Origin of the sequence: Niastella sp. OAS944, from assembly GCA_024809215.1 — a bacterium.
Taxonomy (GTDB): domain Bacteria; phylum Bacteroidota; class Bacteroidia; order Chitinophagales; family Chitinophagaceae; genus Niastella.
Genome location: JANUBW010000001.1, coordinates 1,458,500 through 1,472,567, shown reverse-complemented (window position 1 = coordinate 1,472,567; position 14,068 = coordinate 1,458,500). Strand labels below are relative to the sequence as shown.

Genomic DNA, 14,068 nt, shown 5'->3' with positions numbered 1-14,068 from the left:
CTGCGTTTAGCTTTTAAATAAAGGAAAAATGGATTATTTTTTTAACACGGTTTCAAACAGCCGGAAGATCCTTTTGTATTCGTCTGTCCAGCTTTCAGGTTCTATAAAGCCGTGATCCTCCATGGGATAAATGGAAAGTTCCCAGTTGTCTTTGCCTAATTCTATAAGGCGTTGTGATAGACGTACAACATCCTGAAAATGAACATTTACATCAATCATTCCGTGGCAAATCAGTAGATGGTCCTGTAAGCCTGCTGCAAAGTTTATTGGAGAACTGCGACGATACGCAATGCTGTCACTAAAGGGTTCATTTAAAATATTGGAGGTATAGCCATGATTGTAATGGGCCCAGTCGGTAACGGGCCTTAACGCGGCTCCGGCCTCAAAGATAATAGGTTTTTTGAATAATGCCATTAAAGTTATAAAACCACCATATGAGCCGCCATACAATCCTATGTGCTTGGCATTCACGCCACAAGCTTGTACAAGATAGCGGGCCCCGTCCTCAATATCGTCGAGGTCTTTACCTCCCATGTGGCGATAAATACCCGTGCGCCAGTTGCGCCCATAACCCGCGCTGCCGCGATAGTCGATATCGAGCACCGTATACCCATTATCAACTAGCATATTATTGAACATGTATTCCCTGAAATAGGAGCTCCACCACTTATGGGCATTTTGTAAATAGCCGGCACCGTGTACAAAAATAACTGCGGGTTTATTGGCATGTGCCTGGGCTGGCTTATATAACCGGGAATATACCTGCGCCCCATCACGGGCAGTAAAAGAAACCAGTTCGGGATCGCGCCAGGGATATGATTTAAATTCTGCACTTTGCGCCTGCGTAGTTATTTGAATGGGTTTACCCGATGCACTGTTGGGTTGCAGGTAAAGTTCCCAGGGTTTATTGCTGTAAGAATACAAATAGGCAATCCATTTTTCGTCGGGCGACAGGCTTACCTGGTTACTACCGGTGAGGGTAGTAATACGTTCTGCTTTACCACCAGTTACCGGCAGGCGATAAAAATGCTGTTCTCCGGGATGTACTTCATTAGTGGTGAGATAAAAGTATTTTTTATTGTTCGAAAGCTGGGCGTTCTGCACTTCGTAATTACCAGCGGTGAGCACTTTCTTTTCCTTTGTTTTTATGTTAATAGTATATAGGTGCGAATAGCCGGTTGCTTCTGACTGAAACCAGAATGTTTCATCATTTAGCCAGCCTGAATTAAATACAGGAAAGCCGCCTGCACTGGGCCCGCCTATCCAGGCTTCATCCCGTTGCCGGTCGAGCGAGGTTAAACGGCCTGTTGCCCCATCGAGCAACAGCAGCCAGCGATCTTTATTATCCTGTGCACGGGCTTCTACAACTGCATAGTTGCCTGTTGGCGCCCAATTGGTATTTGTAAAACTAACTGCACGTATGGCCGGGGTCTTGCTTTTTTCCTTATACTGCTCAGGATATTCTTTTAAGTACTCAGGCAAATCGCGTATGCCTGGTATGGAGTCGGTTTTAACTGTAAAGATTGTATCCTTTTCGGTATCGAATACAAATAACTCCTGTTTGTTTTGGGCAGCGCCTACTTTGGTACGGGCAGAAAGATCTTCGGTATAACCACTTTCTGTAACATAGCTGGGCACAATAGTGGCTTTGCCAATGGCATTTGTGGTTAACCGGTAGGAAATGAAATGACCGTTATAACTTACAGTAAGCATCGACAGGTTTTTGCCTTCGAGGGGAATGGCGCGCAGCAACTTTTCTTTTTTGAATTGTTTGAGCGCAGAATCGGCCTGATCTTTTTTCAGCTTACGGCGTTGGAGTACTACTGAGTTTTCAAGCGCTTCTTCCTGTAGCCATTTTTCCTGTTGATTGTTGCGGGGTGTACCGCCGGCGGCCGGGGCTGTTATTGTTTGAAAATTGGTGAGCTGGGTAGTGGCGCCGGTTTGTATATCCCAGGCCCAGGCATTTTGTTCGCGGGTGTATACTATTTTTTGATCGTTGAATGCAAACTGCGGGTTGGTTTCGGTGGATAGGGTTTGCGTTACCCGGCGTCGAATCCCCGTTTTTATATTTACCAGGTAAACGTCGCCTTCCTGCACATATACATATTGATCGTGGGCTGTATTGTATTTTATCTGGTTTTCGGTGATGGTTGCTTTTCGAAATTCCCAGGTAGATTTTTGGGGAGTGTGGGCGGTTGGTGTAATATAATATAGTGAATCGGTGGTAGCTATTTCGGGGTTCCAGTTAAACAGCAGGTATTTTCCATCGGCTGTCCATTGCAGGTTAGAAGGGGAGGATCCAATCCATTTCGGATCGCGCATGATCTTTTCTACAGTTAAAGGACTGAGTTGGGCATAGGTGATAAGGGCTGGCTGTAATAAAAGCAGTAGCAGTAGTTTTTTCATGTATACAAATTAATAGAATCTGCTGAAACCAGGCAGCTGTGATTGATGAGTGTTGAACATTAAGGGTGAAGGGTAGTTTTTATAGCAGTATACCGCTTAAAAAAATATACGCTACCGAAAAGTAAATGACCAAACCCGTTACATCTACCAGGGTGGCCACAAATGGGGCCGATGAGGTGGCCGGGTCGGCGCCCAGTTTTTTTAATATGATGGGCAGCATAGAGCCCGATATGGTTCCCCATAATACTACACCTATCAACGAAATGCCTACGGTACAACCTATAAGAACGGTATGTGCGCCATAGGTATGAAAAATACTGTTCCATAAGGCTACCCGTATAAAACCAATAAGTCCTAATACGGCGCCCAGCAGCAGACCGGAAATTATTTCGCGGCGCATTACCCGCCACCAGTCTGAAATATGTATTTCGCCCACGGCCATGGCCTGAATAATAAGAGTAGAAGCCTGTGAACCGCTGTTACCACCGCTGGAGATAATAAGGGGAACGAAGAGGGCCAGCACTACAGCTTTGGCAATTTCATCTTCAAAATAGCCCATAGCAGTAGCAGTTAGCATTTCGCCCAGGAACAGCACAATGAGCCATACCACCCTTTTTTTGAAAAGCTTTACCATGGGGATCTCCAGATAGGGCTCATCCAATGCTTCGGTACCCCCTATCTTTTGCATGTCTTCGCTGAACTCCTCATTGGCCACCCACAATACGTCGTCGATGGTTACAATGCCCAGCAGGATGTTTTTATCGTCTACCACGGGCAGGGCCATGCGGTTGTTCATTTTAAAGGTTTGGTTGGCTATTTCCTGGTCGTCGTTTACATTCAGGGTTATATAGCGATTGTCGATTATCTCTTCAACTTTTCGTTGGGGGTGGGCGAGAATGATCTCCCGAATACGCATATCATCTACAAACTCGCCATGTTCGTTCACCACATAGATCACATCGATGGTTTCACTGTCTTTACCCACTTCTCTTATATGCTCCAGCACTTCCTGAACCGTCCAGTCAACCCCTACGGCAATATAATCGGGGGTCATGAGGCGGCCCACACTGCTTTCGGGGTAGCCAAGCAGCGACAGAGTTACCCGGCGCTCATCGGGGTCGAGCAGTTTTATGAGCTCTTTCACCACCTCACTGGGCAGTTCTTCTAAAAACGAAGTGCGGTCATCGGCCGGCAGTTCGTTTAGCAGTTCTGCGGTTTTAAGGGGAGAAAGTTCCTGTATAATAGCTTTTTGAGCAGGCAGATCGAGTATCTTGAATACGCTGGCAGCCCGGTGAATACTCATATTGCCAATGATCTGGCTCGAATACTCCGGAAACTCATTTATTAGTTCGGCCACTTCACTAATGTTCTGGTCATTCAGGAACTCCCGCATTTGCAGCACATCTTCCTGGCGCATCAGGTGCAGGAATTGATCTTTGGCGTTTTCTATTTCCATGCTCATGGCCCCAAATTTAGTCAATAAGCCTCAAGCTGCAAGCCGTAAGCTTTAAGCTGCAAGCCTAAACCCAACCGGTAAATAAATAGGGATGGAACTCTTATTTTTCTTCCTTTATTATTTTACATTCGACATTCATTATTCATTATTTCAATGATTTTACCTTGTCTGTTTATTGCTCCCACAAAAGAAATGGGGAGGGGCGTATTTACTTCTGAAAAATTAAAGGCGGGAACGGTGATTGAAATTGCACCGGTAATTGTTATGAGCAAACAAGACCGCCAGCTGCTTGACCAAACTTTACTGCACGACTATATTTTTGAGTGGGGCGATAACCACGACCAGGTTTGCATGGCGCTGGGGTATGTGCCTATTTATAATCATTCCTACAAATCGAACTGCGAATATGAAATGGATTACGACAGCGAGCTTATTTCCATCAAAACCGTGCGGGCTATAAAAAAGGGTGAAGAATTATTTATTAATTATAATGGGGAGTGGAATGATGAGAAGAAGTTGTGGTTTGAGGCGGTATAAAAAAAGCAGCCCCAATGACCGGGGCTGCAAGTGTTACTCTTAAAGTGGGTGCTATTTTCGGGTGTCTGATCGTTTTGAATTGAATTGAGGCTTGTACTTCAGCGTAAATAAAATGCCATAGCTGGTCATTCGGATATTACCTATACCTAAATCCTTCAACGGAACTTTCAAATATGGCTCAGCCTGAAGTGAAAGCCGCTTTCCAAACGAACGTTCCATACCTACCGATAGGTTCAAAATTGAAAACCAATAATTCGAATTGGTATTTGAATCCACATTATATGGTGGATATGGATTTCCATTATACGTATAGTAAATGTCGTAATATTCGTTATTCATAAAATAGGTCGACAAGCCAGTACTTGCAAACCAGCGCCGCTTGTCGTTGTAAGAGAAATCATAACGAATATTTACCGGTAGCTCTAACATGGAGCAGTTGCCTTCTGCATTGCTAACTTTAACGTTCCAGGGCATTTTGTAATTGAAATTTGAACTATCGGCTTTATAGAATTTTTTAGTGTATATAACACCGGTATTTACCGACAAGCGGTTCGAGAACCGGTAACCTACCTGCACACCGAAATTATAACCGGTTTTATAAACAGGGCCAAACTTCACGGTACTTAAATCGGGACCTGCCATAAGGCCCAGTTCAAATCCTTTTACCTTTTTGTCCTGTTTCTTTTCAGGTTGTTTTTTCACTACTGGCGCGGCGGGTGTTTTGGCCGAATCGGTAACTGCCGGTACTACAGCCGCGTCTTTCTTCTCAGCATCTGCTGCAACCGTGGTAGTTTGGGCAATTGATTGGTCTGGTTTATTGGTTTTTACCGGCTCATCATTTTCGGCCACCTGGGAATCTGGTTCTGCATTGTTATTCCTGCCCTGTTTTACTATTTTATTAGGTTGACCGGCTATATCGTTGTGTTTTTTGCTACCCCGTTTGCGTTTGGGGTGTTGGGCAAAGGGCGCAGAACTAATGCCAGAATTGTCTGGAGTAATGCTGGCATGGTTCAGGCTGAGTTTTAATCTATTTGTCTTTGGCGTATTAGTAGCTGGTGTTGTATTGATGGTTTTGCCCGACCGGGTAACGGGTGTTGTTGTGTTATTATCAGGCATTGTGTTCACATTGGCTGCCGGGGCAGGTTGATGGGTGCCTGCTGCAGGAACGGTTGCTGTAGTAGTTGATTCCACCGCAGGCGTTTGCGCACCAGAAGCCGGTGTTGTATTGTTGCCAGTTGTTGCCTGTTCGGTAACCGTATTGGTAGTGTTGTTGCCGGCTGGGGTATTGGTAACAACATTTGTTGCATTTTTAGCCAATGGGGATAATGGCTGGTATTTCATTATACCAATTAAAGCGCCGCCCGTAGTGGCGGTTATGAAAAACAGCCAGAACAGGAACCGCCGCTTTTTCTTCTTTTGCGGCAATTCTATATCCAGGCGCTTTTCCAGATTATCCCATCCAGAAGCGCCTGCATCCACCTCGAAGAGCTCTGCTGCTTCGCGGCTTAAACGGTCAAGGTCTTTATCGTGGAGGGGTTGCATAATCTTTAATGATATTTTTATTCTGCAATAGTTTTCTTAGGTTATCTCTGGCCTTTGAGAGATTGGATTTTGATGCGCCCACTGAAATACCCAGTGTTTGCGAAATTTCTTCATGGCTAAGCCCTTCAATTACGAATAAATTGAAAACAGCCCGGTATGCCGGCGAAAGTAATCTGATTGCTTCAATTATTTCTTTGTACGACAGCATATCAATACCGGTTTCCCCCTGATCGGCAATCGTTTCCGATTCGTGTGTAAGCACGTGGCCATTGACCGATGAGTTGGTTTTTCGGTAATGATCGATGCATGTATTAATAAGGATTCGTTTGAACCAGCCTTTTAACGATAGTAAGGTATCTTCCTGTCGGGTTTCATCAAATTGGTGAATGTTTTTAAAGAGTTTTACAAACCCTTCATTCATAATCTCTTCGCACTCTTCTGTAGCATTGGTATACCGGTAACATATCTTCATGGCAAATCCCCGAAGCAGGTAATACAGCTCCTTTTGACTGTTGCGATCATTTTTGCGACAGCCACTCAGTAACGAGGAAATGTTCGAGTTATCTAGCAAGGGTGTTGGTTTGCGGGAATGTTTCTTTGCTAACTAATTGTTTTTCATAACTCAATAGCCATTACGCAAGATTATGTCCGCCGGTTGCCTGGCAACCGGAAATTTTTTATAAAGGTAGAAAAAATGTAATATAAGTGAAATCGCTGCCAGGGTTAGGCAACTCTACTTCTTTAGCATACTTGCCGGCGGCTGGCCAATTACCATTAGCGTTCCGCGAATATATGCCTGCACCTGAATGTAGTCTTTTTGCGGAAGTAAGCCTACCAGCCTGAATTGCTGAAAGGTGCCGGCCGTGCTCATCCAGGGTGTTACCGATTGATTTAACCTTGCCTCAATGGCCGTTTTATTCTTTTCAATCAATGCCGCCAGGTCGAGTACCGACTGATTGGCCAGCTGTTTCATGATCTTTTTGCGGAACAATGCTTTGGCAATATTCACCATCATATCTTTTGTATCTACGGCAAAAGTTACATCGGGCATTGAAAGCACCTGTTTTTCTACGTCGAGCTGAGGCGTTCCTTTAAGGTGTAATACGCCTTTGCGGTTGCCGCTGAACGAAACATCCACCTGAATTTTGCCATCATTACTACCACTGATGTTTACATCTTTTATCACAAACGTTCTGCCTTCTACATCGAAAGGTTTATTGCGCAGACTATCATTTAGCAATTTGTTGAAGAAGCTATATTGGTAAACGGCATCGAGGCTGGTATTGATGCCCATGGTATAATTGCTTTCGCTTATGGGCGGCAGGGCTGCATGGGTAACCAGCCGCTGACTGTCTGACGAGAATTTAGGCTGACCGGTATACCCAATAGAAAAATACAGAGTATCCTTATACAGATTGAATTTACTTACACGCAGCATGGAAGGGTTCAGGTTTAAGAACCCATAAGTGCTAATAGGCATTACACGACTGCCGCCGCTGCGCCATTGACGTAATATTTCATTGTTATTAAGGGTTTGAACAAACTTGTCGAAGGCGCCGCAGGTTGTTTCTACCGATGCTTTAATACTATCGAGGATCTCGCCGGTGAGGTCGTTTTGCATAAGGGTTACCTCACATTTATCAAGCGCATTTATCTTGTCTAATTTGGTTGAAGTAAGCAGCTGATGATTGGGTAACAGGGTAAGGTTTGAACTTATGCCAAGATCCACCCGGCGCATAGGTTCATTGCCAAAACCGCAACTGCCGCTAACCCAGGGCGATACCTGTTTATCGAACGTACAGATGGTTTTACTGCCCGCTATTTGATAATTGCCCCTAAAACCTATGGTTACTTTATTATTAACAACGCCAAATGTAAAAGGCGACCGCACAAACCGGAATTTATAACGGAAATCGCAACCCGACTGCGTATAATTAGGCCATTTGTCGTTGGTGAATTCTTTGGCCGTACCCGAATCCATCATAGCCAGCAATGGCTTCATATAAATTTTGAAAGGAATATTGATAATAGAAGAAGGCAAAGCAGGTAAAAGCCGTGCCTGTGTTTCTGTGGCTGGTTGAATAGCTACTTTTTTGCTGCTGTTACAAGCTGTGATACAGATCAATAACGCTACTACTGGAATGATATATTTCATGGTAGGGAAAAGAAGTTTCTACTAACAAATTTAAGACCGAAGTAAGAGATTTCGCGATTTTGGGATCTCGGGATTTCGAGATTTATTGTAAAGCTCAAATCAAAAGAAATCTCAAAATCTCAAAATCTCAAAATCAGAAATTGCCATCGTAAATTGTGACATTATGAGCACTACCTATTCCGCTACTTACCATGATGCAACCGGCCGTTTTTACCAGGCCACTATATTTTTATCGGCTGTAACCATTACCATCCGGTACCAGGATGAAAACAACCAGCAAATAGATGTTAACTGGCTTACAAAGGACCTGATTGCCGTGAATAAACAGATAATAGGTAGCGAATTACAACATCGTAACAGCAAGGGCGAGGTAGATCGTCTTGGTATTCGGGACGAACAATTAATGCAGGCGCTTAATAAAACGCTTTCGCATCATAAACTTTTTGGTAACGCATCTGCCCGGGTTGCTGGTAGCGTATGGACGAAACTGGCAGTAATTGCGCTCATCATTTTGTTCTTGTTACTGGGCGCCTACCTGTGGTTTGTACCCTGGCTGGGCGAACGCATAGCCAATAGCTTTTCAAAGGAAACAGAGATAAGCATGGGGGAGAAGATGTACGAGTCAATGATACCGCAGTATACAATTGATACGGCCAAAACAGTTATTCTGAATGAATTTTATAAAGAATTGCATTACGATGTAGGGTACCCGGTTACCATTACGGTTGTTGATTCAAAAGAAATGAATGCTTTTGCCATGCCGGGCGGTCATATTGTGGTGTACAGCACCATTCTTGAAAATATGAAAACGCCGGAGGAACTGGCTGCTTTATTAGGTCATGAGGCTTCGCACATTGGACTGCGCCATTCACTGCGTAATATCTTTCGTGACCTTAGCCGCAAAATGTTTTTGGCATTGTTGTTTGGTAACGACTCGGGCATTACCGCGGTAGTGGTTAGTAATGCCAATGCCCTAAAACAGTTGGAATATAGCCGCTCGCTTGAAACAGAAGCCGATGACAATGGGCTGCAACTGATGGCAAAAAATAATATCAATGTACAGGGTATGGTAAAACTGATGCAAATGTTGCAAAAGGAAAGCGGCGGGGCCGAAACTTCTCCGTTCTTAAGTACACACCCGGTATTTAAAGACCGTATTCAGAATATAGAAACACAGATAAAAAAATTGCCGGCTGTAACAACCGGCAATGACAGACTGAAGAAATTATTTCATGCTATTTATGAATAAACTAGCCTAGTTGAGTATTTCGGCCACGTGCTTTTTAATGTTACTGGCTATTTTGGTCATAGGTAAATCGTTTTCATCGCCGCCAAAAGGATCTTCAATTTCTTCGGCAATAAGCTCTAAACTGGCCAGTACATAAAATATAAAGGCTACTACAGGTATTGCTAAATAGCCTAAGCTTATTACAAAACTGAAGGGCAGCGTCATTACATAAAAGAAGATGAACTTTTTAATGAACACACTGTACGAAAAAGGTATTGGTGTGTTCTTTATTCGTTCACAGGCGCCCATAATATCGGTAAATGATAACAATTCGCCATTTACTACGATCAGTTGATCGCCTGTTATTTTTCCTTCCTCATACAACCTGTTCACCCGGTGAAATAGTAACGATGCTACCTGGTTAGGCAAATGCCGGCTGGTATCGAGGCCGGCCAGTTCGGGATGTTCCTGTTCATCCAATGCCAGGCGGGTGCTTTCTGCATGCAGGTGATGCGCCAGTACCGAAGCATACATGGGAATTACTTTTTTAAAGAACGAACGTTGAGCGGCATCTTCAGGCTTCAGTAATCCATTCATTTTAATGGCCAGGTTACGGCTGTTGTTCACCAGCGCACCCCATAGCTTGCGGCCTTCCCACCAGCGGTCGTACGCGGTATTGGTACGAAAAACAAGCAACATGGAAATTACAAAGCTCAGAAGCGTGTGCATGGCAGTTATGTTCTTTACATGGCTGTTCTCTGATAGCTTAAATACATTCAATTCCAGAAAAGCAACAACCCAGCAGTATACGGCAATACCAATAATAAGTGGAGAAAGCTTTCGCAAGGTGTCGGCTTTGTGAAAGCGGAAAATAAAGGTAAACCAGTCTTTAGGATTATACGTGATCATATTTCTTTTAGGTTGGCAGCAAGATACGAAAACTAATAGGCTAATGAGATAATGTGCTAATGAGATAATGTGATAATTAGCTAATGGAAATACAGGGAATAAAAAAAGCCCTCCCGGTTATGGGAAGGCTTTGTATTTGTAAGTTATTTATATACTATTTAGGTTTAGTCCAGGCATCTTTACCAAACGTAGGGTTAATGTCATAACTCTCATACGTAATGGTTTGAGCATGTTTGCCGGCCTGCATGATCTCGGTATATGGTAACAGAATATTGCCTGTTTTCTTGAAATCAGAATAAGTACAGGTGGTAGTACCACTAAGCGGATCAACCATGATCAATGCTTCGAGACGGTTGTTACGGTTGTTGATGATATAACCGGCGCGCATGCTGTTCACCATTACCATTACAGACGACAGGTCGAACTGTTGTGTTTGCAGGGTAGCTGTTGATTTGGCCAGCAGGTCCGATTTAAGACCCAGCAAACCACAGAACAGGTAGCGTTTCAGTTCTGTTACACGTTGTGGCGAAAGGGGCGCATAACCATTGCCATCAAAGCTCCAGCCGCTGTTGCCTTCCATTTGCTCTAACAGGATTACATTGCCTTGCAGGGCTGATTCCAACCGTACGATCTGACGGGTATAATCGGCCTGCATGGTGAGTGTAAGGTTATTGGTGTTCATTACCGCTTTCAGGGTATTGAGGCCATCGAGGCTTTTACCACCATGTGTTTGGTTAGCTTGTTTCAACAGGTTCATACCAGCTTCCAGTACATCGTTTGTTTTTGAAACTACAACAGGAGCTGCAGCAGTTGCAGTGGTAGCAGGCTGTTTAATATCGCCGTGTTTAGCCATTTCTTCTTCATCGAGATAAAAGATATCGCCATTGATAACAACGATCGATTTCTTTTCAGCGCTGCTGAAGAAGCTTACGTTTGTGGTTTTACCACTGTTATATTTAAGACCTAACAAACCCTGGCTAACAGTATATGAACCATCGGTGCTGTTTACACCAGCCAAAGTTGTAGTGCGTTTGAAGTTTCCATTAGTGAAATAATAACCATCACCTTTGCCTGAAGATCTGTTGTATTTGTAAAATCCATTAGCAACTTCATTAGATGGGGTCAATTTAATGAAGGTAGCGGCACCCGATTGACCGGTTTCGCCGGTGACGCCTAAAAGGATGATCTTTTCAGAACCATCGTTCAGGAACTTCATTTTGATCTGATTGCCACTGATAGCATAAGTACCATCTATACGCTTTTGCCAGTCAGGTTTATCTAATCCGCTACAAAAAGAGTTATTGGGCCTAAAGTAGTATACGTAATCAGTTCTTACCATTTCACCGGCATCTGAACTTTGATCATACTCATATGCAGTACCTGCATATACAGCATTAATGGTTTGTGCAAAAAGGGTCGAACAAGAGAATAGTAAGCATACAAATAAAACGCCAGTACGGATTCTCGCCAAGGTGTAAAGTGTCATGATAACGTTTATGTATAAAATTCAAAAAGTCTGCCGAAAAAATATTTCTTATAAATTCAGTACCAATAAGTTTTCTGATAATTATTCAACAGGAGCAAGCAAGTTAAGCATATCGTTTCTCTGTATACGATAGACTCACACAATGCCACTTTTCAACATAGAAAGTAAAAAAGATGTGTCAGTGGCCTTCTGGTTTATCTATTCAATTCCGGGCCCACAAACGTATAGCGTTAAAGTCAAACGTATGTCCTGTAGTGTCCTGCTCCGGCCTGCCCGGTTTCAGATTTCACCGCATCCAAAAACGCCGGCTCAAACCTATTATTGTGTTGTAATTCATTTTGTTACATTCCCTGAAGAACTGTGATAAATGAATTGAAATGAAGCAGATAGGAGGGGTTTAGCGTTAGAAATACATTAGAAGATGCTGGTTTATAGCACATTATTTTTTAATGGGAACAGGCTAAATGGGCATTAGCAGCGCTGTCTTAAAAACAGCTTAAAAGCAAAATGCCACCCGGCAAAGCGGAATGGCATTCTGATATTAAAAGAATTGATTATTCAATGTTAAGAACCAAAGAACAATGGACGGCCAATATTTTCTCTGCCAGGCCAGGGAATAGCAGCCAGTATAAGTAACAATGCCAGCACAAAGAACCAGAAGGCTTTTTTGTATTTAATAGCATCGGGCACTGGTTTTTTAACCTGTCCACGGCCAATGGTAATGAATACAATGGCAATGATCATCATCATAGGGTGTTCTACCAAAAAGAAGCGGTATGTGGCATCTTTCATTACGCTAACACCTTCGGGTTTATTGGTAAAACTAATTCTGCCAACAAACAACAGTATTAAACCAATCAGCAGGGTAGTATGGGCACTGATCATGGTAAACAACCATATTTTTTTGTCGCCGGCTGTCAATGATCTTTTGCTATTCATACCCGAAAGAGCTTTGAATATTGAAACCAGTAACAGTATCAACAATATCCACCTGAGATAACTATGTAGTGCAACTAAAACATTCATAATGCGGAGATTTGGCGCAAAGCTAATGGTGGCGAAGGGAAATCTCAAATTTGATTCCTTATTGCCGGTTATTTATTCTCATCTATTGATCACGGTCATTCTTCTGCATAGTCGGCAATAAAAATATTAGTGTCGCGCGTGCCGCCATTGTTCCTGTTGCTGCAGAAAACGATCTTTTTGCCATTGGGGCTGAACATAGGGAAGGCATCAAAACCTTTATCGCGACTGATCTTTTGCAACCCGCTGCCATCTTCATTCATAGTATACAGGTTAAACGGAAAACCTCTTTTGTATTCGTGATTCGATGCAAAGATGATGTGTTTGCTATCGGGCATAAAGGCCGGCGCCCAATTGGCCTGCCCCAAACTGGTTACCTGGTGTGCATTGCTGCCATCGGCATCGGCAATGAATATTTCCATTTGTGTAGGCGCTACCAGGTTTTCGGCCAGCAGTTCTTTATACGATTGTAATGCTTCGGGTGTTTGCGGGCGTGAAGCACGCCAAACGATCTTTTTTCCATCGGGGCTGAACCAGGCGCCACCATCGTACCCGGGTGTATGGGTTATTCTTTTTTCTTTACCGGTTTGCAGGTCCATTATGTACAGTTCAATATCGCCGTCTTTAACGCTGGTATAGATCATCTTTTTACCATCGGGTGATAGGGTTGCTTCAGCATCGTACCCTTTACTGCTGGTAAGTTGTTTAACGATGTTTCCATTAAGATCGGCCATAAAAATATCGTAGCTGCTGTACAAAGGCCAAATGTATTTGTTACCATATTTTGAGCGATCGGGCAATGGCGGACAGCTATCGCCGCCAGCATGGGTAGATGCGTAGATGATATGTTTGCCATCTTTTGTAAAAAAGCCACAGGTAGTTCTTCCTTTACCGCTACTTATTCTTTTGTATTGAAACGGAGCGCCCGGCGCCGGTATTTTACCGGCAAAGATCTGATCGCAGGGAATGCCATCTTTAACGCTGGTGCGTTGAAAAACCAGCCATTTACCATCATAGCTAAAATAGGCTTCGGCATTATCGCCGCCAAACGTCAATTGCTGAATGTTCTTAAAATGTTTTTCTTCAGGATACAAAAGGGTATCGGCCCGTTGTGATATAACCGTTGTGGGCAATGCAAACAGCAGAAATAACATCCATTTTTTCATACACAGTTGGTTTATGAACGCGCAATACATAGTTTAATTGGTATACATCCTTACCGAAATGAAGATAATTTTGTTAAATAGTTTGCATGTCAGAATATTGTCATAAGTACTTTGTAAAAATCGGTTAGTTTTGCCCCAGATCGTGCATGGATGCAGGTAT

At 43.3% G+C, this 14,068-nt stretch carries 11 protein-coding genes; 2 read left to right on the top strand and 9 right to left on the bottom strand.

Annotated features, from left to right (window positions below; genetic code table 11):
• Window positions 1-33 precede the first annotated feature (33 nt).
• Both GGD38_RS05715 and mgtE read right to left on the bottom strand, forming a co-directional pair.
• Window positions 34-2,406 carry a prolyl oligopeptidase family serine peptidase gene (locus GGD38_RS05715; protein ID WP_375298978.1) on the bottom strand — a complete coding sequence of 791 codons (2,373 nt, stop codon included), beginning with the start codon at window positions 2,404-2,406 and terminating at the stop codon, window positions 34-36.
• Between the two features lie 79 nt (window positions 2,407-2,485).
• On the bottom strand, window positions 2,486-3,868 hold the full coding sequence (gene mgtE, locus GGD38_RS05710) for a magnesium transporter (RefSeq protein ID WP_375298979.1): 1,383 nt from the start codon (window positions 3,866-3,868) through the stop codon (window positions 2,486-2,488).
• 147 nt (window positions 3,869-4,015) lie between these two features.
• Here mgtE and GGD38_RS05705 point away from each other — a divergent pair, with 147 nt between their 5' ends.
• On the top strand, window positions 4,016-4,399 hold the full coding sequence (locus GGD38_RS05705; protein WP_375298980.1) for an SET domain-containing protein: 384 nt from the start codon (window positions 4,016-4,018) through the stop codon (window positions 4,397-4,399).
• Between the two features lie 51 nt (window positions 4,400-4,450).
• Here GGD38_RS05705 and GGD38_RS05700 read toward each other — a convergent pair whose 3' ends face one another.
• From GGD38_RS05700 to GGD38_RS05690, 3 genes are all read right to left on the bottom strand, one after another.
• Complete coding sequence (locus tag GGD38_RS05700; protein WP_375298981.1) at window positions 4,451-5,941, bottom strand: outer membrane beta-barrel protein; 1,491 nt, start codon at window positions 5,939-5,941, stop codon at window positions 4,451-4,453.
• Window positions 5,922-6,512: an RNA polymerase sigma factor gene (locus tag GGD38_RS05695; RefSeq protein ID WP_375303778.1), complete on the bottom strand. Its 591-nt coding sequence runs from the start codon at window positions 6,510-6,512 to the stop codon at window positions 5,922-5,924. The genes GGD38_RS05700 and GGD38_RS05695 overlap by 20 nt, the downstream gene beginning before the upstream one ends.
• Before the next feature lie 162 nt (window positions 6,513-6,674).
• Window positions 6,675-8,096, bottom strand: coding sequence for a DUF4403 family protein (locus GGD38_RS05690; protein ID WP_375298983.1), 1,422 nt, complete (start codon window positions 8,094-8,096; stop codon window positions 6,675-6,677).
• Between the two features lie 163 nt (window positions 8,097-8,259).
• Here GGD38_RS05690 and GGD38_RS05685 point away from each other — a divergent pair, with 163 nt between their 5' ends.
• Window positions 8,260-9,345 carry a M48 family metallopeptidase gene (locus GGD38_RS05685; protein ID WP_375298984.1) on the top strand — a complete coding sequence of 362 codons (1,086 nt, stop codon included), beginning with the start codon at window positions 8,260-8,262 and terminating at the stop codon, window positions 9,343-9,345.
• A gap of 6 nt (window positions 9,346-9,351) precedes the next feature.
• Here the strand turns inward: GGD38_RS05685 and GGD38_RS05680 are convergent, their stop codons facing one another.
• From GGD38_RS05680 to GGD38_RS05665, 4 genes are all read right to left on the bottom strand, one after another.
• Window positions 9,352-10,233, bottom strand: coding sequence for a bestrophin family protein (locus GGD38_RS05680; RefSeq protein WP_375298985.1), 882 nt, complete (start codon window positions 10,231-10,233; stop codon window positions 9,352-9,354).
• Between the two features lie 154 nt (window positions 10,234-10,387).
• Window positions 10,388-11,719, bottom strand: a complete 1,332-nt coding sequence (locus GGD38_RS05675; RefSeq protein ID WP_375298986.1) for a hypothetical protein — start codon at window positions 11,717-11,719, stop codon at window positions 10,388-10,390.
• Window positions 11,720-12,283: 564 nt separating this feature from the next.
• Window positions 12,284-12,745, bottom strand: coding sequence for a hypothetical protein (locus tag GGD38_RS05670; protein ID WP_375298987.1), 462 nt, complete (start codon window positions 12,743-12,745; stop codon window positions 12,284-12,286).
• Between the two features lie 95 nt (window positions 12,746-12,840).
• Window positions 12,841-13,908 carry a TolB family protein gene (locus tag GGD38_RS05665; protein WP_375298988.1) on the bottom strand — a complete coding sequence of 356 codons (1,068 nt, stop codon included), beginning with the start codon at window positions 13,906-13,908 and terminating at the stop codon, window positions 12,841-12,843.
• Between the last annotated feature and the right edge of the window lie 160 nt (window positions 13,909-14,068).